Annotated in this window: 24 protein-coding genes; 23 read left to right on the forward strand and 1 reads right to left on the reverse strand. The window is 40.8% G+C overall.

The genetic code is table 11. From position 1 onward, the window contains the following. The 17 genes from CLOL250_RS02985 (at position 1) to yihA (ending at position 17427) form a co-directional block, all read left to right on the forward strand. Positions 1 to 444, forward strand: a complete 444-nt coding sequence (locus CLOL250_RS02985) for a 6-carboxytetrahydropterin synthase (protein ID WP_008400580.1) — start codon at positions 1 to 3, stop codon at positions 442 to 444. Positions 445 to 449: 5 nt separating this feature from the next. Then, a complete protein-coding gene (locus tag CLOL250_RS02990; RefSeq protein ID WP_008400581.1) occupies positions 450 to 2924 on the forward strand; it encodes a 6-pyruvoyl-tetrahydropterin synthase-related protein in 2475 nt (824 codons plus the stop codon). Positions 2925 to 3067: 143 nt separating this feature from the next. Further along, positions 3068 to 3544 (forward strand): acyl-CoA thioesterase, encoded by a 477-nt coding sequence (locus CLOL250_RS02995; RefSeq protein WP_008400583.1) that lies wholly within the window; start codon positions 3068 to 3070, stop codon positions 3542 to 3544. A 20-nt stretch (positions 3545 to 3564) separates the two neighbouring features. Then, positions 3565 to 4653: a DUF2974 domain-containing protein gene (locus CLOL250_RS03000; RefSeq protein WP_008400585.1), complete on the forward strand. Its 1089-nt coding sequence runs from the start codon at positions 3565 to 3567 to the stop codon at positions 4651 to 4653. 107 nt (positions 4654 to 4760) lie between these two features. Then, positions 4761 to 5414, forward strand: a complete 654-nt coding sequence (gene fsa / locus CLOL250_RS03005; RefSeq protein WP_008400586.1) for a fructose-6-phosphate aldolase — start codon at positions 4761 to 4763, stop codon at positions 5412 to 5414. A 244-nt stretch (positions 5415 to 5658) separates the two neighbouring features. Further along, complete coding sequence (locus CLOL250_RS03010) at positions 5659 to 6669, forward strand: hypothetical protein (protein ID WP_274922229.1); 1011 nt, start codon at positions 5659 to 5661, stop codon at positions 6667 to 6669. Then, on the forward strand, positions 6644 to 7153 hold the full coding sequence (locus CLOL250_RS03015; RefSeq protein ID WP_044944863.1) for a cysteine hydrolase family protein: 510 nt from the start codon (positions 6644 to 6646) through the stop codon (positions 7151 to 7153). The genes CLOL250_RS03010 and CLOL250_RS03015 overlap by 26 nt, the downstream gene beginning before the upstream one ends. Positions 7154 to 7195: 42 nt before the next feature. Then, positions 7196 to 7894, forward strand: coding sequence for a 5'-methylthioadenosine/adenosylhomocysteine nucleosidase (locus CLOL250_RS03020; RefSeq protein WP_008400590.1), 699 nt, complete (start codon positions 7196 to 7198; stop codon positions 7892 to 7894). A 78-nt stretch (positions 7895 to 7972) separates the two neighbouring features. Next, positions 7973 to 8455: an S-ribosylhomocysteine lyase gene (locus CLOL250_RS03025; protein WP_044944886.1), complete on the forward strand. Its 483-nt coding sequence runs from the start codon at positions 7973 to 7975 to the stop codon at positions 8453 to 8455. A gap of 117 nt (positions 8456 to 8572) precedes the next feature. Then, complete coding sequence (gene ptb / locus CLOL250_RS03030) at positions 8573 to 9493, forward strand: phosphate butyryltransferase (protein WP_044944867.1); 921 nt, start codon at positions 8573 to 8575, stop codon at positions 9491 to 9493. A 51-nt stretch (positions 9494 to 9544) separates the two neighbouring features. Then, positions 9545 to 10612, forward strand: coding sequence for a butyrate kinase (buk, locus tag CLOL250_RS03035; RefSeq protein WP_008400594.1), 1068 nt, complete (start codon positions 9545 to 9547; stop codon positions 10610 to 10612). A 131-nt stretch (positions 10613 to 10743) separates the two neighbouring features. Continuing rightward, a complete protein-coding gene (locus CLOL250_RS03040; RefSeq protein ID WP_021944153.1) occupies positions 10744 to 10959 on the forward strand; it encodes an alpha/beta-type small acid-soluble spore protein in 216 nt (71 codons plus the stop codon). A gap of 263 nt (positions 10960 to 11222) precedes the next feature. Beyond that, a complete protein-coding gene (tig, locus tag CLOL250_RS03045) occupies positions 11223 to 12509 on the forward strand; it encodes a trigger factor (protein WP_008400597.1) in 1287 nt (428 codons plus the stop codon). A 38-nt stretch (positions 12510 to 12547) separates the two neighbouring features. Further along, positions 12548 to 13129, forward strand: a complete 582-nt coding sequence (gene clpP / locus CLOL250_RS03050) for an ATP-dependent Clp endopeptidase proteolytic subunit ClpP (RefSeq protein WP_008400599.1) — start codon at positions 12548 to 12550, stop codon at positions 13127 to 13129. Positions 13130 to 13146: 17 nt separating this feature from the next. Next, positions 13147 to 14439, forward strand: coding sequence for an ATP-dependent Clp protease ATP-binding subunit ClpX (gene clpX, locus CLOL250_RS03055; RefSeq protein WP_008400600.1), 1293 nt, complete (start codon positions 13147 to 13149; stop codon positions 14437 to 14439). Positions 14440 to 14494: 55 nt separating this feature from the next. Continuing rightward, a complete protein-coding gene (gene lon, locus CLOL250_RS03060; protein ID WP_008400602.1) occupies positions 14495 to 16825 on the forward strand; it encodes an endopeptidase La in 2331 nt (776 codons plus the stop codon). Next, positions 16822 to 17427 (forward strand): ribosome biogenesis GTP-binding protein YihA/YsxC, encoded by a 606-nt coding sequence (gene yihA, locus CLOL250_RS03065; RefSeq protein WP_008400603.1) that lies wholly within the window; start codon positions 16822 to 16824, stop codon positions 17425 to 17427. Before lon ends, yihA begins: the two co-directional genes overlap by 4 nt. Before the next feature lie 58 nt (positions 17428 to 17485). On the opposite strand, the gene CLOL250_RS03070 is transcribed toward yihA, so the two are convergent. Then, a complete protein-coding gene (locus CLOL250_RS03070) occupies positions 17486 to 18034 on the reverse strand; it encodes a DUF4364 family protein (RefSeq protein ID WP_044944871.1) in 549 nt (182 codons plus the stop codon). A gap of 328 nt (positions 18035 to 18362) precedes the next feature. Here CLOL250_RS03070 and rho point away from each other — a divergent pair, with 328 nt between their 5' ends. The 6 genes from rho to CLOL250_RS03100 all read left to right on the forward strand — a co-directional run bounded on the left by rho (position 18363) and on the right by CLOL250_RS03100 (position 25303). Next, entirely contained in the window at positions 18363 to 20279 is a 1917-nt protein-coding gene (gene rho, locus CLOL250_RS03075) for a transcription termination factor Rho (RefSeq protein ID WP_008400607.1), read from the forward strand. A gap of 118 nt (positions 20280 to 20397) precedes the next feature. Next, positions 20398 to 20607 (forward strand): 50S ribosomal protein L31, encoded by a 210-nt coding sequence (gene rpmE, locus CLOL250_RS03080; RefSeq protein ID WP_008400609.1) that lies wholly within the window; start codon positions 20398 to 20400, stop codon positions 20605 to 20607. Between the two features lie 82 nt (positions 20608 to 20689). Further along, positions 20690 to 21694 (forward strand): DUF1385 domain-containing protein, encoded by a 1005-nt coding sequence (locus tag CLOL250_RS03085; RefSeq protein ID WP_008400610.1) that lies wholly within the window; start codon positions 20690 to 20692, stop codon positions 21692 to 21694. 9 nt (positions 21695 to 21703) lie between these two features. Then, the gene (prmC, locus tag CLOL250_RS03090) at positions 21704 to 22582 is read left to right on the forward strand and encodes a peptide chain release factor N(5)-glutamine methyltransferase (protein WP_008400611.1); all 879 of its coding nucleotides are present in this window, start codon (positions 21704 to 21706) and stop codon (positions 22580 to 22582) included. Positions 22583 to 22647: 65 nt separating this feature from the next. Then, positions 22648 to 23724: a peptide chain release factor 1 gene (prfA, locus tag CLOL250_RS03095; RefSeq protein ID WP_008400612.1), complete on the forward strand. Its 1077-nt coding sequence runs from the start codon at positions 22648 to 22650 to the stop codon at positions 23722 to 23724. A 202-nt stretch (positions 23725 to 23926) separates the two neighbouring features. Continuing rightward, positions 23927 to 25303 (forward strand): Mur ligase family protein, encoded by a 1377-nt coding sequence (locus tag CLOL250_RS03100; protein ID WP_008400613.1) that lies wholly within the window; start codon positions 23927 to 23929, stop codon positions 25301 to 25303. The last annotated feature ends 1 nt before the right edge of the window (position 25304 follow it).

The following is a 25304-nucleotide window of genomic DNA, read 5'->3' on the forward strand; positions in this document are numbered from 1 at the left end:
ATGAGATATCAACAGTATAAATTCAAATTCTATATGGATGCCAGACATGCTATCTATATCGGTGGAAAATTAGGCGAAGTACATCCGCATACCTGGGAGATCGTTCTGCATGTGGTAAAGGGAAAGGAGAACTTTGAACCATTTCATGTACTTGAAAAGGCAGTTGAGAAATTTCTGGAACCTTTTCAGAATAATTATCTGAATGATATAAAGCCGTTTGATATATTAAATCCAACGATCGAAAACGTATGCCTTTATTTTAAAGAAAAATTGCAGGAGATATTAAATGCAATGGGATGGATTTTCCTGATGATCGAGATGAGTGAGACACCGGGAAGAACATATGTGATCAGTATGCTGGATGAGCAGGAGATGGAGCAGAATCAGACGGTGCAGACGCTTACAGACCTGATTTTAGATGAGATAAAACATATTGGAGAGTAAGAGATATGACAGACAGTCATAAGAGAATCCGGAAAAACTGCATATGTATAAGCATCCTGTTACTTGCAGGTGCAGGGCTTGCACTGTATCTTGTGCTGTCAGGATATGAGCCGTCCGGTGGTGATATCTGGGGACATCTCTATAAGTCGCAGGAAATGTATGAGAGCCTGAAAAAAGGAAACGTCTTTCCGTTGTTCTCCCCATACTGGTATAACGGAATCCAGCTTTTCAGATATTGGGGACCGCTCTCTTATTATATTATGGCGGGACTGATGTTTCTTACAGGGGGCGATCTTCTTCTGGCTTACAGGCTGCTTGCCTTTGTTATATTCGTAGTCGGTGGACTTCCGTGGATTTTCTGGGGGATCCATGAGAACCGCAGAGTGATTGGAACCTTCTTCGGACTGCTCTGGTTCTTTATGCCGGAGCATATCAGGATTTATTTTACAGCGGGAAATCTGCCACAGATGGTGACGACGATGCTTGTACCATATGTGATCTGGTTCTTATGGCTCTATGTAAGAAAAAAGAACAATCGTGCAGCTGTCGGATTGTTTGTCTGTATGACATTGATGAGTTTTACGCATCTAATGGTTACTGCGATCATGGGTGTATCTGCATTTTTATATTTGCTGATCGATCAGATATGGAATAAGGATACTAGAAGAAAAATATTTGCTCTTATCTATATGATCTGTGGAATCCTGGCAGCGGGTATATGGGTGATTCCTTCTTTAAAAGGCGGGCTTGTGACGTCGGAGAGTGGAGATGGAAGTGTTATGTCAACCTTGATCTATCCCCTTGCGACTTCATTAAATCCATTTAAACGTCTGAGTGCAGGAAATGACAGCTTTTATTTCGGACTGGCAGCAGTACTGATCGCGATAGCCGGGATCCTGCTTGCAACAGGCGGAAAGAAAGCCGGTTTTGTATTTTTACTGGTTATGCTTGCCTGTACAACGCCTGCTGCATATAAGATATTGGTAAAGCTTCCGTTCAGCCAGTTGTTCTGGATGACCCGGTTTGCGCCGATGACCTATGGTTTTTTCTTCAGTGCATGTCTGGAATGGGTTCGTCTGAAGAAAAAATATTGTGTGCTTCTGGCTGCGCTTTTGTGTGTAGACAGCATATCATGTATGAATCTGGATTTTTACAGCGTTGCTACATCAGATGAAACGAAAATGGAGATGCATCAGCTCGCGGAACTGACAGACCAGCGGACGGCTGTCATTGATAAGAGCTCTTACGGTTCTTATCCATCCTATGGAATCAGTGGCAGCAGTCATACGATGTACACGTATGGCTGGGCATGGCAGGGTGCTGAGACAGGAGATAATATTGTTCTGTTAAATGAAGCACTTGACCGAAAATACTATCGTTTTCTGTTTGATCGGGCAGTAGAGCTTGGAGCTGATACGGTTCTGATACGGAAGATTGATCTTGAGAAACAGGACATTACAATCTCTGATATTGAGCAGGATGCTGCAGCTAGCGGTTATTCTATGGTGCTGGAAACGACGACAGCGTATATTTATAAACGGGAGACACCGGAGAACTTTGGAACGGTCACCGGATACTATGGGCTTGCAATCGGAAAATATGCAAATGAAATGACCCTGCTTTATCCGGCCTTTGTGGCAGGAAGCTCGGATGTGATCGAGGATTATTCAGTGGAAGAACTGAGCAGGTATGATACTTTGTTCTTAACCGGATTTGAATATAGGAATCAGAGTAAGGCAGAAGCGATACTTACGGACGTGGCGGCAGCAGGTACCAGAGTTGTGATCGACAGTACTCATGTTCCGGCTAATAAGAGCAATAAGCAGGAAATGTTTCTCGGAGTATTTGCACAGCAGATCCATTTTGATGAACGATATCCGGTCCTTTCTTATCAGAACAGCGAGATCCGAAGTGATGACTTTGCGGAGAAAGACAGGGATTTTAGTACAGCTTATATAACCGGAACCGATATCGATATCGGAACGTTTCAGATGGGTGAACAGAAGCTGACGTTTTTAGGTATGAAAGATGATCTGCCAAATGTATATTTCCTCGGACTGAATCTGATGTATGAAGCTGTTAATAGGAAGGATGCGGCACTGACCGATATCTTAAATGATGTGCTCGGGATATCAAATGAACAGCTTCCGGACAGAGAACTTGTACCGATCACGATATCATACACAGAAGATGGACTATCGATCGATGTTGATGCGGATTTTGATCAGGAAACAGGCGTCAATACGTCGATTGCGGCACAGGATATATTTACATCTGATCAGGAGATTTCCGAGCAGATGAATCTTCTTGTTGTGCATGAGAAGCACACAGAGATTTCCTTTGTATATCCTTTGTTTATACCGGGAATTATTATCACGATATCGGGATTTATATGCTTTATACTGTGTATAAGTATGGATGTACGCGACAGAAGAAAACCTGTTGTTAAACAGATCGGACAAGAGAGCATTGCAGGATAGACGGAATAAAAGAGTATTGTCGGACAGACTGACTGCTGATTGTGTATTTGCGTCTGTTATGGTAAAATGGGCGGAACAGGAATAATAACGGATGAATACTCCAATTATAAACAGGATGAAAATACAGAAAGGGAACGGTGTGTATGGAGCGAAATACGAAAAAAGTCAGTGATTCAATGGTAGAGCAGGTCTTTCAGGTACGGCCGGAACATTTAAATGGTGCCGGACGATTATTTGGCGGACAGTTAATGGCATGGATCGATGAGGTTGCAGGGCTTGTAGGGATCCGTCATTCAAATGGAGATGTGATCACAGCTTCGGTTGATAATCTGAAATTTATGCGAGGTGCTTATCTGAAGGATCTGATCGTATTAGTAGGCCGTATTACCTATGTCGGACATACCTCGATGGATGTCCGTGTGGATACTTATATCGAGGATCACAGAGGAATCCGGCGTTCAATCAATCGGGCGTATCTGACATTGGTGGCTGTCGATGAAAATGACAAACCAAGACCGGTTCCGGGACTGACACTTGAGAACGAAAGTGAACAAGCAGAATGGCTGGCAGGAGAGAAACGGAGAGAACTCAGAGGACAGAGACGTAAAGAAGGTTTTTAGATAAAGCCGGGGGTGTGAATATGGCAAATATATTAGACTATCTGGAATGGCGGGGTGATCTGCCGTTTGAGGCATCGGCTTTTAATGAGGTGGATGCAGTTGTATTTTCAAGATTTTCATATATACCGTTTGAGGGGATCGTGCCGGATGATTTTAGTCATACGGTCACGGTAGCGGAGGCTGCAGAGCGTTTCTTAGGGGATACGGAACGCATGACACAGGTGATTTATGAAGATGATCTGAAGCTGCTTGCTGCAATGGGAGCGAGCAGACGATTTGGTGATCTGCTCTTATGCGGTTATGAGAATCAGTTGGATGAAGAGATACAGAAGCAGTTTTCAGCAGTCACAGTAAAATTATTTGACGATGTAAGCTGCGTGGTATATCGAGGAACCGATAAAACAGTTGTCGGTTGGCGGGAGGATTGTAATATGGCATTTCTTTCACCGGTTCCGTCTCAGCGGGCAGCAGTCGAGTATCTGCGGCAGGCAGCAGAACAGATACCCGGAACATTCCTGCTGTGCGGACATTCCAAAGGCGGAAATCTTGCGATCTATGCAGCAGCAACCTGTGAACGTACTCTGCAGGATAGGATTCTGAAGGTATGCAGTATGGATGGCCCGGGATTTGAACCAAATGTGTTAGAGCTTGCCGGTTACAACCGAATGCTATCACGGATGATCACATACATACCACAGAATTCCGTAGTGGGAATGCTGCTTGAGCACAGAGAGAAATATGTTGTGATCCGAAGTATGCAGGAGGGCTTGATGCAGCATGATGTATATAGTTGGGAGGTTCTTGGACCATCCCTGATCCATGAGGATGGAATCACAGATGAATGCCGTGTATTAAATGCTTCTTTAAAAGAATGGATCGACAATATGGACTACGACCAGCGCAGACAGTTTGTAAATTCTCTGTTCGACCTGTTAGATGAATGCGATGCGAAGACCACGGATGATCTGCAAAATAACTGGTATAAGGATATCGGAAGAATCCTGACTTCAATCAAGAAGATGGACGAAGCCAGCCGAAAAGTTGTCAGCCAGACAATCCTGTCGCTATTAAAGATAACCAAGAAAAATGTCACAAATAAAGAAAACTAGAAAAGGTTATATAAAACAGACAAAAACTGAGAGAGAATAAGCAGAGACGGTAATATCAGCAGAAAGATACAGTGGATGAAAAGGAAAACAAAGAGAGGTAAAGAAATATGAAATTTTTTATTGATACTGCAAATGTAGATGACATCAGAAAAGCAAACGACATGGGAGTTATCTGTGGTGTAACAACCAACCCATCCCTGATCGCAAAAGAAGGCAGAGATTTTAATGAAGTTATCAAAGAGATCACAACGATCGTAGATGGCCCTATCAGTGGAGAAGTTAAGGCAACAACTGTAGATGCAGAAGGCATGATCAAAGAAGGCAGAGAGATCGCAGCGATCCATCCAAACATGGTTGTTAAGATCCCTATGACAGTAGAAGGCTTAAAGGCAGTTAAAGTATTATCAGCAGAAGGAATCAAGACAAATGTAACTCTGATCTTTACAGCAAATCAGGCACTTCTTGCAGCAAGAGCAGGCGCATCTTATGTATCTCCATTCCTTGGAAGACTGGATGATATCAGCACAACAGGTATCAACCTGATCGAAGATATCGTAACAATATTTGATAATTATGATTTAGACACAGAGATTATTGCAGCTTCTGTAAGAAATCCAATCCACGTTACAGACTGTGCTCTGGCAGGCGCACATATCGCAACTGTACCATACAAAGTAATCGAGCAGATGACAAAGCACCCATTAACAGATCAGGGTATTGCAAAATTTCAGGCAGATTATAAGGCAGTATTTGGCGAATAAGAGTTTTTTAGATTTATTGTAGATGTTTGAATAAAATGTTACAATAAGCTCGATTTTTACTTTACGGTACATTTGTCCTATAAAGTAAAAACGATAGGGAAGGTGGTGAGAGAGAAACTTGGCAGAGTATAGGAATAATTACCGCCAGAGAGAGAACAAATCTGTATATGGGGAACGAAATACTTATGAAAAAAAGAAAAATTACCGAAATGGAAATAACAGACAACAGAACTTGAGGCAGAAAATGTATTATGATAAGAGACAGCAGGGAAATTCCGGCAGACAGATGAATGATTCGAAGCTCAGACGTAAGATTATGGCGGATGATAATGTGAAGTTTATCTGTTCCAGAAATGAAGATGTGATCCATGATAAAAGCTGTATTCTTACAAGGAATATTAAAGACAATGATCTGAAGTATCTGGTAAATTATCCGAAGTGGATGAAACAGTGCCCAAAGTGTGCGATAGAAGCGTATCTCAGATATGGGGCAGAGGATTATGACAAATTGGCAGAATATGATGCGTTATTCCGACTTATGATGATGTCTGTAGAGATGATCCGGCATATGTATATTGATTGTGATATGAAGACAAGGATAAATGGGGATACGCTTACAATCCATCACAAAGAAGATACATGGAAGATCGTATATTTAGACAGTCCGGGAAATGTCAGACTTCTGCATAATAATTATCACATAGTGGATGAACACAGGGAATTTGAAAAAGGTTTTCATATCCAGAGCGAATTTACTTCTAATACAAAGATTAAATATGCTATCGAAAATATTGAAACATATTCGTGGAGCATGCATCGGGTGCATGAACGGGAAGCGATGTTGGAACAGAAAAAGAATGAAACAGGGAAAATGGGATTCTGGTCACGGGTAGCACGAGCATTTCGTTATGTGTTTCATAAGCAGGAAGATGATGAATCTAAAAATCAGACAGATGATAACAGAAAAGATGATCCAATCGATTTTCAGTTGGATTTTTCGGATTTTAATTTTGTAAATAAGTTCGGTTACCCGGATAATGGTACCAGATGCATCTATATCTGGAAAACAAAAAACGGGATATATCAATGGCAGATCGGAGAATATATATCAAAGAAACGACAGTTTGTGATCAAATTTTCAGATCAGACTTTTATAACGGACTGGCGAAAAGTAATCGCATGGAAATATGTATGGAAAGGTGACCTGAACTGGTCATATGGTGAAAAGAATGAGACGAACCCTGATCGTAATTGATATGCAGAATGATTTTATTGATGGTTCACTTGGGACAAAAGAAGCAAAAGTAATCGTAGAACCGGTCAAGAAGTTGATACAGGAATATAAAAACAGGGGAGATGAGGTGCTTTATACCAGAGATACCCATGGGGCAGATTATCTGCAGACGAATGAGGGGAAACATCTGCCGGTGGAACACTGTATAAAAGGAACAAACGGATGGGAGATCGCAGATGGAATATATGCAGCCGGCTGCGAGATCATAGATAAGCCATCCTTTGGATATACAGGTTGGGATCGGTATGAATTTGAAGATGTCTGTCTGATCGGGCTTTGTACCGATATCTGTGTAGTTTCAAATGCTCTTATCATAAAGGCGTTATATCCGGAGATTCGCGTGGCAGTCGATGTCAGATGTACGGCAGGAGTTACGCCTGAATCAAAGGCGGCGGCATTCGAAACGATGAAGATGTGTCAGATCGAGCTGATCGGTGAAGAATAAGCAGGATAAAAAGATCAAAAGCAGTAAGAAAGGAATTAAGACATGCTTGGAATTATAGGGGCAATGGATGAAGAAGTTGCAAAGTTAAAAGAAAAAATGGAACAGGTGCATATTGTTGAGAAAGCCGGTATGCAGTTTTACAGAGGATCCTTGTGTGATCGCGAAGTAGTTATAGTAAAATGTGGTGTCGGTAAGGTTCATGCGGCGATGTGTACACAGGCAATGATCGATCTGTTTCCGGTAGATGGAATTGTAAATACCGGAATCGCCGGTTCATTAAATGCAGAGATCAATATCGGCGATATTGTATTAGCAAAGGATGCGTTAGAGCATGATATGGATGTCTCGGCGCTGGGATATGGACCGGGAATCAATCCGGATTTAAAAGAAGATGAGAATATCTTCAAGACAGATGTCAAAATGCTGGAGATTGCTCTTGCCGCAGCAAAGCAGGCAGAGCTTTCCGTCAATATCTTTACTGGACGCGTTGTAAGCGGAGATCAGTTCATATCAAGTAAAGATAAGAAAAAATGGTTAGTTGATACATTTGACGGAACCTGTACGGAGATGGAGGGAGCATCAATCGGACATGTCGCAACCATGAATAAGGTTCCATATCTGGTTATTCGTGCGATCTCAGATAAAGCAGACGACAGTGCGGAAATGGATTATCCGTCTTTTGCGGCTATGGCAATCGATAATAGCGTAGCGCTTATGACCGAATTTATAAAATTATGCTAAAACCGACAGCAGAAAGCTTGAAGTAAAAATAAATAAGTGATGAATTATCATATAAAACAGGAGGAGACTGAAGAAACCATGGAAAAGATTAAAAGTTTTCAGATTAATCATTTATTATTAAATCCCGGAATTTATGTATCCAGAAAGGATAAGGCAGGGGATTCTGTTATTACCACATTTGATATCCGAATGACAAAGCCAAACTTTGAACCGGTCATGAATACGGCGGAGATTCATACGATCGAGCATCTCGCAGCTACTTATCTCAGAAATCATGAGGATTATAAGGACAAAGTAATTTATTTTGGACCGATGGGATGCAGAACCGGATTTTATTTGATACTTGCAGGTGATTATAAGTCAGAGGATATCGTAGATTTGATGATTTCAATGTTTGAATTTATACGTCATTATCATGATCCGATTCCGGGTGCAAATCCGAGAGAATGTGGAAATTATCAGGACATGAATCTGAACATGGCAAATTACCTTGCAGAGAAGTTCTTAAAAGAGGTTCTTTATAATATAGGCGAAGATCGCCTGAACTATCCGGAGGGTTGACCTTTTTTTTTTCAAAGTGATACGATAACAGATAAAGATTGCCGGAAGAGAGCGGCAACCCATAATAAGTTCATGAGTTATGGGAAAAAGAATAAAAATCGCGAGAGGTGTAAACGAATGAGTAAGAGTTTTGAAGATTTATTAGCCAAGGTTGCAAAATGCAGCAAGAAGACAGTTTCAGTAGCATGTGCTCAGGACAAGCCTGTTCTGGAAGCCGTTAAGGCAGCAAAGGAAAAGGGTATTGCAGATGCGATCCTCGTCGGTGATGAAGCTGAGATCAGAAAGATCGCTGCTGAACTTGATATGAATCTGGATGAGTATAAGATCATAAACGAACCGGACAGTATTCAGGCTGCACATAAGGCTGTTGAGCTGGTACATAATAATAAAGCAGATATGTATATGAAGGGTATCATTGATACAAAAAACTTCTTAAAGAGCGTTCTGGATAAGGAAGTAGGTTTAAGAACCGGTAAGCCTTTATCACATGTAGCAGTTTTTGAGGTTCCGGGTGTTGACAGATTATTATATCTTTCAGACGTAGCATTCATGACATATCCATCTCTTGAGGATAAAAAAGCAATTATTGAAAATACAGTAAAAGTTGTTCATGCTTGTGGTATTCCATGTCCCAAGGTTGCTCCGCTTGCGGCAGTTGAAGTTGTAAATCCTAAGATGCCTGTAACTGTAGATGCAGCAGAGCTTACAAAGATGAACGAGAATGGCGAGATAACAGGCTGTATCGTTGACGGACCATTATCACTTGACCTTGCAATCGATCCGGAAGCAGCTAAGCATAAAGGAGCAGAAGACCGTAAGATCGTTGGTGATGCAGATATCCTCTTATTCCCGGATATCCATGCAGGAAACCTCGTATATAAGTGTCTGACACATACAACAGCAAGTAAGAACGGTTGTATCCTGACAGGAACAAAGGCTCCTGTTATCCTGACATCCAGATCAGACAGCTTTGAAGTAAAGATGAATTCTATCGCTCTTGCAGCAGTTGTTGCAGAGGCAATCAAGAACGAGCAGTAATCAGACCGTTATGGTTACGGAATAAATATATAAGAATTTTGGAGGAAGAACATGTCATACAAAATTTTGATCATCAATCCGGGTTCAACATCTACAAAGATAGGTGTATTTGAAGACGAGAATTTATTATTTGAAGAAACATTAAGACATACAACAGAGGAACTTGCAGGCTTTAACCTTATCGTTGAGCAGAAGGACTTCAGAAAGAAAGTTATCCTTGACATTCTTGCAGAGAAGAACTTTGACATCAAGACGTTAGATGTATGTGTAGGCCGTGGTGGTATGTTAAAGCCGATTCCGGGCGGTACATATCCTGTAAGTGATGAATTGTTAGAGGACTTAAAGATCGGTAAGCAGGGACAGCATGCATCCAACCTTGGTGGTATCCTTGCAAGAGAGATCGGCGATGAGTTGGGAATTCCATCTTACATTGTAGACCCGGTTGTTGTAGATGAGCTGATGCCATCCTCCCGTTTATCCGGTGTACCTGAGCTTCCAAGAAGAAGTGTATTCCATGCATTAAACCAGAAGGCAGTTGCAAAGAGATATGCAAAAGAGCATGGTAAGAAATATGAAGATCTGAATCTGATAGTTGTACACATGGGTGGTGGTGTATCTGTCGGTGCTCACTTAAACGGACGTATCGTTGATGTTAACAATGCATTGGATGGTGAAGGTGCATTTTCACCGGAGAGAGCAGGTGGAGTTCCATCAGGTGATCTTGTTAAGATGTGCTTTTCAGGAAAATATACACAGCAGGAAGTTACAAAGAAGCTTGTCGGTAACGGCGGATTTAATGCATATATCGGCAGCAATGATGCAAGAGATCTCGAGAAGCTCGTTCAGGAAGGTGATGAGCATGCAAAGCTTGTTCAGGACGCATTCCATCAGCAGGTAGCAAAGGATATCGGTGCTATGTCAACCGTACTTTGCGGCAAAGTAGATCAGATCATTTTAACAGGTGGTATCGCATATTCCAAGCATACATGTGCGGAACTGGAAAAGAGAGCCGGATTTATCGCTCCGTTTACAGTATATCCTGGTGAGGATGAACTTCTTGCACTTGCACAGGGCGCATTAAGAGTTATGAATGGCGAAGAAGAGCCGATGACATATTAATTTGATGCTTGATTGACATTTTGCCTGTGAACTGTAAAAATACAAAAATTGGCATAATAGTTTTTCTTATAATACACATAATAGAATCAAGACAACAAAGTCTTAAATAAATGTATTGGAGGAAATGTATTATGGCAAGTTCAAATTCAACAGGAACAAGCAAGATGAGTGTTCCGGAAGCTAAGGACGCTATGAACAAGTTCAAAATGGAGGTTGCTAAGGAAATTGGTGTAAACCTCAAGGATGGTTACAATGGTGACTTAACATCTGCTCAGAGCGGATCAATCGGTGGCGAGATGGTTCGTCAGATGATCAAGAGACAGGAAGAACAGATGTCAGGCAGATAAGCAGTAAAATAAGAGAAATCTTATAGCTTTTGCTTAGCAGGAAGGGGTTATTGTCGAAAAGACAATAACCTTTTTCTGCGTTATTATAGAAAATGGACTGGACATATATCCGGTATATATGGTATAATCGGATGATTGATGCGGGTATTTTTATGCCCACAATAAAAACGAAATGATAAATGGATGCTAAATAATGCCTTATATATTATTAAAAGATGATGGCATAAGGCATCATTTGCATAATTTTAAGGAGGAAATAAAAAATGAGTTTAGCAGTAGAAAATCTGGAACACAGTATGGCAAAACTTACAATCACAGTACCGGCAGAGGAGTTTGGTAAGGCAATGACAACTGCCTACAATAAGCAGAAAGGTAAATTCAATGTACCTGGTTTCAGAAAGGGTCATGTACCACAGGCATTTATTGAGAAGATGTATGGACCTGCAGTATTTTATGAAGAGGCAGCTAATTCATTAATTAATGAGTATTATCCAAAGGAAGTAAGCGCATCAGATGTTGATGTTGTATCAAGACCGGTTATCGATGTAACTCAGATCGAAAAGGGCAAGGATTTCATCTTTACAGCAGAAGTAGCTGTTAAGCCTGAAGTTGAACTTGGAGATTATAAGGGACTCGAAGTAGAAAAGGCTGACGTAGAAGTAACAGATGATGAAGTTATGGCAGAGCTTTTAAAAGTTCAGAAAGAGAACTCAAGATATAACCCTGTAACAGACAGAGCTGCACAGATGGATGATGAAGTTACACTTGACTTCGAAGGATCTGTTGATGGTGTTCCTTTCGAAGGCGGTAAGGCTGAGAACTACAAGCTCGTTCTTGGTTCTCATTCATTCATTGATACATTCGAAGATCAGCTTGTTGGTAAGAACATCGATGAGGATGTAGAAGTAAATGTTACATTCCCGGAAGATTATCAGGCAGAAGATTTAGCAGGTAAGCCGGCAGTATTCAAATGCAAGATCAAAGAGATCAAGGCTGTAGAATTACCAGAGTTAGATGATGAATTTGCAAGTGAAGTTTCAGATTTTGAGACATTAGATGAATACAAAGAAGATATCAAGAGTAAGGCTGCTGAGAAGAAGCAGAAGGATGCTGAGAACGAGAAAGAAAACAAGCTGATCGAGAAAGTAATCGAGAATGCAAAGATGGACGTTGCAGATGCACAGGTTGCAGATGTACAGGAAAGAATCAAAGATGAGTTCGCTCAGAATCTTCAGTATCAGGGAATCAACCTTGAGCAGTATATGCAGATCTGCAATATCACAGAGGAAGCATTAATGGAGAGAATCAAACCGGACGCAGAGAAGAGAATCAAATCCCGTCTTGTTCTGGAAGCAATTGCTGCTGCTGAAAACATTGAGGTATCAGACGATGAAGTACACGAAGAACTGGAAGCTATGGCAAAACAGTATCAGATGAATGTAGAAGATATCGAAGGCTTCATGGGTGATGCAGAAAAGGATAGCATTAAAAAGGATCTTGCTGTTAAAAAGGCAGTTAAGGTTGTTGTAGATAACGCAAAGGAAGTTTAATCCATAATTTCTGATTGCGATATTTTGGAGGTGTAAATATGAGTTTAGTACCTTATGTCATTGAACAGACCAGCCGCGGTGAACGTTCATATGATATTTATTCAAGACTTCTGAAAGACAGAATTATCTTTCTGGGAGAAGAAGTAAATGATACATCAGCAAGTATAGTGATCGCACAGCTCCTGTTTCTGGAGTCCGAAGATCCATCCAAGGATATTTCATTGTATATCAACAGTCCGGGAGGTTCTGTAACAGCAGGACTTGGAATCTATGATACAATGCAGTACATCAAATGTGATGTATCTACAATCTGCTGTGGAATGGCAGCAAGTATGGGTGCATTCCTGCTTGCAGGTGGTGCAAAAGGTAAGAGATTTGCACTTCCAAATGCCGAGATCATGATCCATCAGCCATCCGGCGGATCACAGGGTCAAGCTACAGAGATTGAAATTGCTGCAAAGCATATTTTAAAGACAAAAGAGAAATTAAATAGAATGTTAAGCGAGAATACCGGAAAACCATATGAGACAATTGCTGCTGATACAGAGAGAGATAACTGGATGTCAGCAGAAGAAGCATGTGCATATGGTCTGATCGACAGTGTGATCGCAAAAAGATAGTATAAAGAGGTATTGGAATGGCAAATCGTAGTGAAGATAGAAAACTACTTAGATGTTCCTTCTGCAATAAGACGCAGGATCAGGTCAGAAAACTTATAGCAGGACCAAACGCTTATATTTGTGATGAATGTGTACAGATATGCGCAGAGATCGTTGATGAAGAACTGGAAGAAACAGGTGCTGAAGATTCCATTAATTTACTGAAACCAAAGGAGATCCGTGAATTTCTGGATCAGTATGTAATCGGTCAGGAAGAAGCAAAGAAGGTCTTATCTGTTGCGGTATACAATCATTACAAACGTATCATGGCAGATAAAGATTTTGACGTAGAGCTTCAAAAGAGTAATATTCTCATGGTCGGACCAACCGGTTCCGGTAAGACATATCTGGCACAGACGCTTGCAAAGATCCTGAATGTTCCGTTTGCCATTGCCGATGCAACTGCATTGACAGAGGCCGGATATGTTGGTGAAGATGTAGAAAATATTCTTCTGAAGCTGATCCAGGCGGCCGATTATGATGTAGAACGTGCAGAGCATGGAATTATTTATATTGATGAGATCGATAAGATCACGAAGAAGAGTGAGAATGTATCTATTACCAGAGATGTGTCCGGTGAAGGGGTACAGCAGGCTTTGTTAAAGATCGTGGAGGGTACGGTTGCATCAGTACCACCTCAGGGCGGCAGAAAACATCCACATCAGGAATTTATACAGATTGATACATCGAATATTTTATTTATATGCGGTGGAGCATTTGATGGTCTGGAAAAGATCATTGATAACAGAATCGGTAAGAAAGCTATCGGCTTCAATGCTGAGGTTGTAGATAAGACAGAGCAGGATATCGGAGAACTTTTAAAGCAGGTAACTCCTCAAGACTTTGTAAAATATGGATTGATACCTGAATTTGTCGGACGTCTGCCAATCACGGTTACGCTGGATCTGTTGAATAAGGATGCACTTGTAAGAATCCTGACAGATACAAAGAGTGCGATCTGCAAGCAGTATAAAAAGTTATTTGAATTAGATGGCGTGGAATTGGAATTTGATAAAGATGCGCTCTACGCTATAGCAGAAGAGGCGATGGAGAGAAAGACCGGAGCCAGAGGACTTCGTTCCATCATAGAGAAAGCAACGCTTGATCTTATGTATGAGATTCCGTCGGATGACAAAGTTGCAAAGTGCGTGATCACAAAAGAGGTTATAACGGATGGAGCACAACCAGAAATCACTTATTCTGATAATCCGGCTGAGAAAAAGCAGATAAAGAAGAAGCGTTCAGTAAAAAACAGTGATGAAATAGCTTAAGCAGGGAGCCGGGATGTTATACATCCCGGTTTTTTGATATAAAGGAGATAAAAGTATGGATAATATCGTCTGGAACAGACCGATGATCGTTTTGAACAATATTGTTATTATGCCGGATACTTCCTCACATCTGGATGTGATCAGTAAGGAGTCCTGTGAAGCAGTTGCTAATGCGATGAAGGGTGATTGCAGTATCCTGTTGGTTACAGCGAAGGAAGTGAAGGAGAATGCCAAAGCTCCTGATCTGTATCCGATCGGTGTTACAGCAAAGATCAAGCAATATCTGAAGATGCCGAACAAAACAGTCCGAATTCTTATCGAGGCAGAAAAACGTGCCAGGATCGTATCATTTTACAAGGAAGACGGAGCATATAATGCGGATTTTGAATATATAGATACAGAAGAAACAAACCATCTGGATGCTGCAGAGGAAGAAACATTGAGCCGTATGCTCACGGATAAGCTCAGACAGGCATTTGCAAATGGCATGGGAACAAATAAGCTGTTATATAAAAGACTGCTTACGATCGATGATCTTGCAAAATTTGCCGATGGAGTGACAGAATTCATTCCTGCGCCATATACGAAGAAGCAGGAGATACTGGAAACCCTCGATGTAAAAGAACGTGTAATGAAGATTCTTCAGACGATGGATGAGGAGATGGAGATCTTAGCTATCCGCCAGGAGATTCAGGAGAAATTACAGGATTGTGTAAATAAGCACCAGAGAGAATATGTTCTCAGGGAACAGATGAAGGTTATAAAGAAAGAGCTTGGTGAGGATGATAATACAGAAAAAGCGGCAGATGAATACATGGAGCGTTTGCAGGAACTGACGGCTCCGGATGAGGTCAAAGAGAAGCTTACGAAAGAGATATCCAGACTTCGTGCATTACCACCGATGGCTGCGGAATCAGGCATTCTTATAAATTATATCGAGACTTTGCTCGACTATCCATGGGGTAAATCCTCAAAGGAGAACAATAATCTCGAAGAGGCAATTAAGATTCTGGAACGGGATCATTATGGATTGGAAGAAGTCAAGGAACGGATCATAGATTATCTGGCGGTTCATATTTTAAATGAAAAAGGGAATATGCCGATTCTGTGTCTGGTTGGACCACCGGGAACCGGTAAGACTTCGATCGCAAGATCGATTGCTACCGCGACTGGAAAAGAATATATACGTATGTCACTTGGCGGCGTTCGGGATGAAGCAGAGATCCGTGGGCACAGAAGAACTTATATCGGTGCTATGCCGGGCAGGATCGCACAGTCGATCGCAAAAACAAAGACAGAGAATCCTTTGGTGTTGCTTGATGAGGTAGATAAGGTGAGCAGCGACTACAAGGGAGATGTATCATCTGCCCTGTTAGAAGTTCTGGACAGTGAACAGAATAATAAATTTTACGATCATTATTTTGAAGTACCGATCGATCTGAGCAAGGTATTATTTATCGCAACAGCAAATGATGCATCCCTGATCCCCGGACCGTTAGCCGATCGTATGGAGATGATCGAGATCAGCGGATACACGGAAAATGAGAAGTTCAACATTGCGAAGCTGTATCTGGTCAATAAGGCGATCGAGAGAAACGGACTGACCAAGAAGCAGTTCAAGATCAATGGATCAGCGATCAAATACATCATCCGTCATTACACCAGAGAAGCAGGTGTGCGTGATCTGGAGCGGAATATCGACAAGATATGCAGAAAAGCCTGCAGAATGATCCTTACAGAACAGGTGGAGACTGTAAAGGTAACAAAGGACATGATACCGCAGCTTCTCGGAACCGAGAAGTATATGGATGACAGCTACGATTTGACCAATAAGGTAGGCTCTGTGCGAGGTCTTGCATGGACAGCTGTAGGTGGTGTAACACTTAATATAGAAGTAAATATTATGCCCGGAAATGGCAGTATACAGCTTACCGGTAAATTAGGTGATGTTATGAAAGAGTCGGCTGTTACAGGTTTATCGTATATCCGTACGATGAAGGAATCAGAGACACTTGGTGAAGATTATTTTGAAAAGCATGATATTCACATTCATATTCCGGAAGGAGCAGTTCCAAAGGATGGCCCTTCGGCGGGAATCACGATGGCAACCGCCATTTATTCTGCGATATTTAATAAGCCGGTAAGGGGAGATCTTGCGATGACAGGAGAGATCACCCTGAGAGGAAGCGTACTTCCGATCGGTGGTTTAAAAGAAAAGCTTTTGGCAGCAAAAACGATCGGTATTAAGAAGGTGCTGATCCCTGAGATGAACCGCAGAGATCTTAACGATATCAGTACAGAGATCACAGACGGACTGGATATTACCTGTGTGAAAACAATGGAACAGGTGCTGAACCTCGCACTTGCAAAAGGAGAAAAGAAATGATAATTAAGAGTGCTGAACTTGAAACAGTATGTGGAATTACAAGTACACTTCCGGAGACAGAGATGCCGGAGATTGCATTTGCCGGTAAGTCCAATGTAGGGAAATCCTCACTGATCAACGGTTTATTAAATCGTAAGTCACTTGCCAGAACATCGTCACAGCCCGGTAAGACACAGACGATCAATTATTATAATATTAATCATGATCTGTATTTTGTCGATCTTCCCGGATATGGCTATGCACAGGTATCCGTAGAGATCCGTGCAAAATGGGGTAAGATGGTAGAACGGTATCTGCATACCTCAAAGCAACTGAGACTGGTTTTTCTGTTGATCGATATTCGACATGAGCCATCGGAAAATGATTGTATCATGTATGACTGGATCGTAAAAAATGGATACGAACCGGTAATTATTGCGACAAAGCTTGATAAGATCAAGAGAAGCCAGATTCAGAAGAATTTAAAGATCATCAGACAGAAGATCCAGCCTGTAGAGGGAACAATTATAATTCCGTTTTCGGCACAGACCAAGCAGGGGAAAGAAGAGATTCTGCAGTTGATCGAAGACCGGATCGCAGAATCAGAACCTGAATTTGAATAATATATGATCAGAGAAATAAAAAATCATTTATATGTATTACAGAAATACATATAAATGATCAGGATTGTTTTTCATCCTTATTATCAGAATACAGCCAGAGAGTATTGATGAGATAGTCATATACTTCGGCACTTTTCGCACGCCAGTTATCGCAGATAGCTATGGCGTGCGTTTTTGTCGGTACGTTGAATTTCAGGTCGACAAGGGTTTCCTTGCGATCTTTTATAATGCATTTAACGGAATATTCGCCATAGTCATTCAGAGAGTAATCTGCATAGATTTCGGATTCGTTTTTCAGATTGATCTTCTGATTATCAAAATAGTCGAGAATGTCCTGCTTGATCGCATACGGGATACGATTTTCGAACATACTTAAGGCTTCTTCCCCTTTATCTGTAATCTTGTAGTGGGAAGATGACCGTATCATGGATACACAGACAAAATCACACTCGATCAGCCCGTTGATGGCTTCCTGAAGTGTGAAGTAGTTCGTATATCCTTTTGTCAGAACAAAATCTGAAATCTGAGAATTAGTCAGAGTGAAATCCACCCGATCCAGCATGTATAATATAATTAATTTGTATAAGACGATAGAATCTGTATTCATATAATATCCTTTGTATATTTTGTAAGAATAAATGTACCACAAGAAAAGCATAAAATCAATGAAGTAATATTTCTATATAAGAATATTCTACAAAAGAAATGTAGTAATATTCCTGTAAAAGAAAAAGATTTACAAAATTGTTTTTTATGCTATACTAAGTCTATCAATTTAAACGATCACATGGCATCCGGATATCGACATGACAGGATGCACAGGTAATCATATATAGTATTTGATATGCCTGTTTCGAAGAGAATTCATTACGATAACAATATTCCCAAATAATATTTGAATTGAATAGAATGGATAAAATCGGAAGGAGTAGAAGATGGATTTTAAAAATGCATCATTAGATGAATTGAAGCAATTCGTAAAGGAACATAAGATAAAGGGTGTATCAGCACTCCGCAAATCTGCCCTGATCGAATTCCTTGAGAAGAATTATAATGGTGAAACAGATCATACAGCAGAAATAAACGAAGCTAAACCACAAAAAGCCGATGCAGAAAAGAAAAGAAGGCCGGGAAAAACACAGAAAAAAGGGAAAACAGAGCATACGGATAAATCCGCAAGCCCGGACCAAACTGTGCAGGTAAAGAATGCGGAAGCGACAGAACAGCAGGAAAAATCAGAGGCAGATGTAGTAAAAAAATCAGACAGAAACAAATCTGAGAATAGTCAGAAATCCGGAGAAGCCGGTAGAAGACAGCACAGAAATAATGCCGGACGACAGACCAATCGGAACGGTAAAAGGCAGGAACGTGATCATCGGTCACAGGGAAATAATAACAGAAATAATAATTTGAATCGTGCAAGTAATATATCAAATACGAATAACGCAAGAAAAGACACTGATCAGGAGAACAAGCAGGTTGTAGCTGAACAGACAAAGCAGGAAGTTAATACGGAAAAGACGGCTGTTGAAAAATCTGTGATGGCAGACAAGAAGACAGCTTATGAAAAAACTGCAATAACGGATAAGAAAGAGACTTATGAAAAGCCGGTTATGGAAGAAAGAAATCCGGGCTTTGATACAGAGGTAAGAACGGAGATAAAATCTGAGAACAGACAGGAGAACTCGCTTTCTCAGCAGGAATCAAACGGACCGGAGCTTGACAGTGGCAAGATGGCACATGGAATTCTGGAGGTAATGCAGGAAGGCTATGGTTTTATAAGAAGTGCAAATTATCTGCCGGGAGATCAGGATATCTATGTGTCACCGGCGCAGATCCGTAGATTTGGACTTAAGACCGGAGATATCATAACCGGAAATATCCGTGTAAAGACGCAGGGAGAGAAGTTTGGTGCATTATTATATGTGGCTTCTGTAAATGGAGAAAGCCCTGCAAGTATAGCAGGAAGAAAAGCATTTGAAGATCTGACACCAATCTTTCCAAATGAACGCATCAATATGGATGGAGAAGACAGTCCGATTCCGATCCGTATGATCGATCTGTTATCACCGATCGGTAAAGGACAGCGTGGAATGATTGTTTCCCCACCAAAGACAGGTAAGACGACATTACTCAAACAGATTGCAAAATGCATCAGTACCAGATATAGTGAGATCCATCTGCTTGTACTTCTGATCGATGAAAGACCGGAGGAAGTAACGGATATCAGGGAATCCATAGAGGGACCAAATGTAGAAGTTATTTATTCGACATTTGATGAGCTGCCGGAGCATCATAAGCGTGTATCGGAAATGGTGATCGAACGTGCAAAACGACTGGTAGAGCAGAAGAAAGATGTCGTGATCTTATTAGACAGTATTACAAGACTTGCAAGAGCGTACAACCTTACAGTTCCACCAAGTGGAAGAACCTTATCCGGTGGTCTTGATCCTGCGGCGTTACATATGCCGAAGAAATTCTTTGGTGCTGCCCGTAATATGCGTGAGGGTGGAAGTCTTACGATCCTTGCGACAGCGCTGGTTGAGACAGGAAGCAAGATGGATGATGTTGTATTCGAGGAATTCAAAGGAACCGGTAATATGGAACTGGTGCTTGACCGGAAGCTCGCAGAAAAGAGAATCTTCCCTGCAATCGACATTGCAAAATCCAGTACCAGACGGGATGATCTGTTATTATCACCGGAAGAACAGGAAGTTGTATATGCACTTCATAAGATCTTATCCGGCAATAAGGCAGAGGATATGCTGGAGGATGTACTGAAATTATTCGTCCGAACCAAGAATAATAAAGAGTTTATCTATTATGTTAAAAAATCATTGTTAAGAAAATAAAAAAACACTTGCATTTCTATGTCGGTTTGTGTTAGAATACAAAAGCTGTGTTTTATGAAGAAGTGAGGCTGATGGCCTATTCTCATATATCAATAATATAATAAAGAGGTGAGATTAAATGAGAGAAGGAATACATCCAAATTATTATCAGGCAAAGGTTGTATGTAACTGCGGAAACGAATTTGTTACAGGTTCTACAAAAGAAGAAATTCATGTAGAAATTTGCTCAAAGTGTCATTCATTCTATACAGGCCAGCAGAAGGCAGCTAAGGCTCGTGGTAGAATTGATATGTTCAACCGTAAGTACGGTGTTTCACAGTCAAACTAATAAAAAGGATGATAGGTTGAGGTTAAAGCTTTTAATCTCAGCCTATTTTTGTTTTAGGAAACAATTTAACGAGGTATAGAATTTGAAAAGAGCCAGAATAGGTGGTCAGGCGGTGATCGAAGGCGTAATGATGAAATACGAGGATCAGTACGCAGTAGCAGTCAGAAAGCCGGATCAGGAAATTGAAGTTAAAGTTGAAAGCTATACACCGATAGGTGAAAAATATAAAATTCTGAAATTGCCGATCCTTCGTGGAGTGGTTAATTTCTTTGAGTCGCTGGTAATTGGAGTTAAAACGCTGACATATTCAGCCGATTTTTATGAAGAGGAAGAACCGGCTGGAAAGAGTGAAAATAAAGATGATTCCAGGTTGTCAGATACAGAAAGTAATAATGGAAGCGGTTCAGGTGAGAACGACAGTAAAAACAATAAAAAAGAAAGCAGTACAGGAGATGATCTGATGATGATCGGGACCGTTATTGTATCACTTGCCATTGCGATCGCATTATTCATGCTGCTTCCGGCATTTATTGCAGGACTGCTTGAGCATGTGACAAAAAGCAGTGCATTGATAGCGGTAGCGGAAGGTGTGCTTCGCCTGGTGATCTTTCTTGCATATGTAGTATTAATATCATTGATGAAGGATATCAAACGTGTATTTATGTATCATGGTGCAGAGCATAAGACGATCAACTGTTTTGAAGCAGGCGATCCGCTGACTCCGGAAAATGTAAAGAAACATTCCAGATACCATAAACGCTGTGGAACCAGTTTTTTGGTAGTCGTTATGATCATAAGCATTATTGTATTTATGTTTATAAATGTGAAGTCTATGTGGCTGCGATTGCTGTCGCGTGTACTTCTGGTTCCGATTATTGCGGGAATCTCGTATGAATTTATCATGTTTGCAGGCAGAAGTGACTCAAAGCTTGCGAATATATTAAGTGTACCCGGTATGTGGGTACAGCGTCTCACGACGAAGGAACCGGATCTTGAGATGTGTGAGGTGGCAATTCGTTCGGTAGAAGCGGTGATCGACTGGCGTGCTTATCAGGACGCTATGAAGCGTGGAGAGATCGAAGATTAAGAAGTTGAAATGATGCCAGTGAATGTAAAGGGAAATAGACGTATGACTCAGTATCAGCTTGTAACAGCAGGAAAAGAAAAACTGAACGAACATAATGTGCCGGATGCAGATATCGATGCAGAGTTATTATGGCTCTTTGTATCAAAGCAGGATAAGATGGCATATATTATGAACCGGCAGGAAGATGTTACCGAAACGATCCGTTCTTCCTATGAAGCGTTGATCGATAAAAGGTCAAAACGTATTCCGTTACAATATATAACAGGCATACAGTGCTTTATGGGGTATGATTTTGAGACTGCACCGGATGTACTGATTCCAAGATTTGACACAGAAGTTCTGGTGGAACAGGCAAACCGCTTGATTCAGGACATACATTCTGATAAGATGTCTGTGCTGGATATGTGCTGTGGTTCCGGGTGCATCGGATTGTCGGTAGCACTTATGAATCAGGATATTCATATAGATCTGTGTGATATCTCAGATTCCGCGATCGCACTTACGACAAAAAATGCGAAACGATTAGAGGTATCTGATTATACTGTTATAAAATCAGATTTATTTGATAAGATAGATAAAAGATATGATATGATCCTGTCCAACCCACCATATATAGAGAGCAAAGTGATTGACGGATTAATGCCGGAGGTTCGGGATTATGAGCCGAGGCTGGCATTGGACGGCGATGCGGACGGATTGAAGTTTTACAGAGCAATTATAGAGAATGCGGAGAGTTATTTAAATGAAAAAGGATATATTTTATTTGAAATTGGTAATCATCAGGCACATGATGTGCAGCAGCTCCTTGTAGATAAGCATTTCGAAGATGTACGCGTGGTGAAAGACCTCGCAGAAAATGACAGGGTTGTAATTGGAAGAAAAGCCTGAAAAAAGGCTGGATATATTAACAGACACATGAACAGGAAATGAGCATGTGCTGCAGGAGGATTATTATGTTTGATAAATTAGAAGATTTAGTAGACAGACTTGATACATTAAATAACCAGTTGACAGATCCGGATATCGTATCCGATCAGAACAAATTCCGCAAATTAATGAAGGAGCAGAGTGAACTGACTCCTATCGTAGAAAAGTACAAAGAATATAAAGATGCAAAACAGACGATCGAAGACAGTCTGCTTATGCTTGAAGAAGAAAATGATGAAGAGCTTCGTGAAATGGCGAAGGAAGAATTAAATGAAGCAAAGGCAACAGTAGAAAAGACGGAAAATGAATTAAAGATTCTGCTTCTTCCAAAAGATCCGAACGATTCCAAGAATGTTATCGTCGAGATCCGTGCAGGTGCAGGCGGAGATGAAGCCGCATTATTTGCATATGAGATCTACAGAATGTATCAGAAATACGTTGATCAGTTCAAATGGAAAGTAGAACTGATGAGTGTAAATGAGAATGGAATCGGTGGTTTCAAGGAAGCGGTATTTATGATTACAGGTGATGGTGCATATTCCAAGATGAAATATGAGAGTGGAGTTCACCGTGTACAGAGAATCCCGAAGACAGAGTCTGGCGGAAGAATCCATACCTCAACTGTAACAGTTGCAGTTATGCCAGAAGCAGAGGAAGTTGATGTAGAGATCAATGAAAATGATATCCGTATCGATGTCATGCGAGCATCCGGTAACGGTGGTCAGTGTGTCAATACAACAGATTCAGCCGTTCGTCTGACACATATACCAACCGGTATCGTAATTTACAGCCAGACCGAGAAGTCCCAGCTTCAGAATAAGGCGAAGGCATTTGCGCTGCTCCGTTCCAAGCTGTATGATATGGAGCTTCAGAAACAGCATGATGCAGAAGCTGCAGACCGTAAGAGCCAGATCGGAACCGGAGATCGTTCAGAGAAGATTCGTACTTATAACTTCCCGGAAGGCCGTGTAACCGATCACAGAATCAAACTCACCTTGTATAAGCTGGAACAGATCTTAAACGGTGATCTGAATGAGATTATCGACAGTCTGATCGCAGCAGATCAGGCAGCCAAGCTTTCTCAGGTAAATGAGGAAGAATAAAAGAAACCCTCGATATTGAAAAAAACAAGTTGGCATCTGCCTGATCCGGCAGATGCCATTTTTAAGTAAAAGAGGGTGTTGGAGAAATAAACCGAATAAATAGTTCAAATTGATTGACATATTTTTGAATAAGTGGTTATATTATATGTGGCTTAAATGGACATACTAATGATAATTTACAGATACGAAACGAGGTAGCTAGATGTATAAAAAGAATGTAAGGTTCTTCTTTGCTTTGTTCATGAGTAAGCTGGCAAGAACCATGCAGAGAATGTTGAAGATGAACGCAAGTTATTTTCCGGGAAAGCTGGCGATCAAGCTTTGTCCTGATTTCCTTGGAAGAATAGAAAAGCCGGAGACGATCATCAGTGTTACAGGTACAAATGGTAAGACTACAGTATGTAATATGATCATTGATGCACTGGAAAAAAATGGTTACGATGTCTTAAGTAATCGTGCCGGATCAAATATTAATGCCGGAGTTGCAAGTGCCCTGATCGCTGAAAGCAAGCTTTCAGGAAAAACAAGGAAAAAGATCGCAGTATTTGAAATCGATGAGAGAAGCTCAAAACTGATATATCCATATATAAAGCCGACATTTGCAGTATGTACGAATCTGTTCCGTGATTCCATTCACAGAAATGCTAATCCGGAATTTATATTCAATATTATAAACAGCAGTCTGCCGGAAGAATCTCATTTGATATTAAATGCAGATGATCTGATCAGTTGTAACCTTGGAGAGAAAAATAAAAAAACATATTTTTCAATTAACAGACTGCCTTCGGACAGGGAAGAGAGCATTAATCTGATCAATGATATGAGAATCTGTCCAAAATGTCATCACAAATTGAAATATAACTACGTCAGATATCACCACATCGGAAATGCAAAGTGTGAATTTTGTGGCTATGCATCACCGGTTGGAGATTATAAGGCAGAGCTTGATTTTGATAAAAATGTTATGGCTGTTGCACATGGAGATAAGACAGAAAATTACCATATGGTAAGCAACAGCATCTTTAATCTGTATAACCAGTTAACAGCGATTACGACACTTCGGGAAGCCGGACTTACAGAAGAACAGGTTCAGAAATCATTTGACAATCTGAATATTGTAGAGTCTCGTTACTCAAAGGAATCTGTAAAGGGCATTAATGTAATTACCCATATGGCGAAAGGTCAGAATCCGATCGCATGCTCCTGTGTATTTGAGTATGTAGCAAAGGAACCGGGTAAGAAAGAGATCATCTTGTTATTGGATGATATCTTTGACAGACGGGGTTCATCCGAAAACATGACATGGATTTTTGACTGCGATTTTGAATTCTTAAATCAGCCGAATATTACAAATATTGTTATTGCGGGTGTCCGTACGACAGATTATAAACTTCGTCTGATGATGGCGGGTGTGCCTGAAGAGAAGTTAAAAGAGACTTCTGATGAAGAAGGTGCTTATAAACTTCTGGAATTAAATGATACAGACAGTATCTATATACTTCATGAGTTATATGCAGCAGATACGGCTATGAAACTCAGAGACAGTGTTAAGCAGTATATAAACGAAAAGGAGGCATAGA

Origin of the sequence: Clostridium sp. L2-50, from assembly GCF_000154245.1 — a bacterium.
Classification (GTDB): Bacteria; Bacillota; Clostridia; order Lachnospirales; family Lachnospiraceae; genus Coprococcus.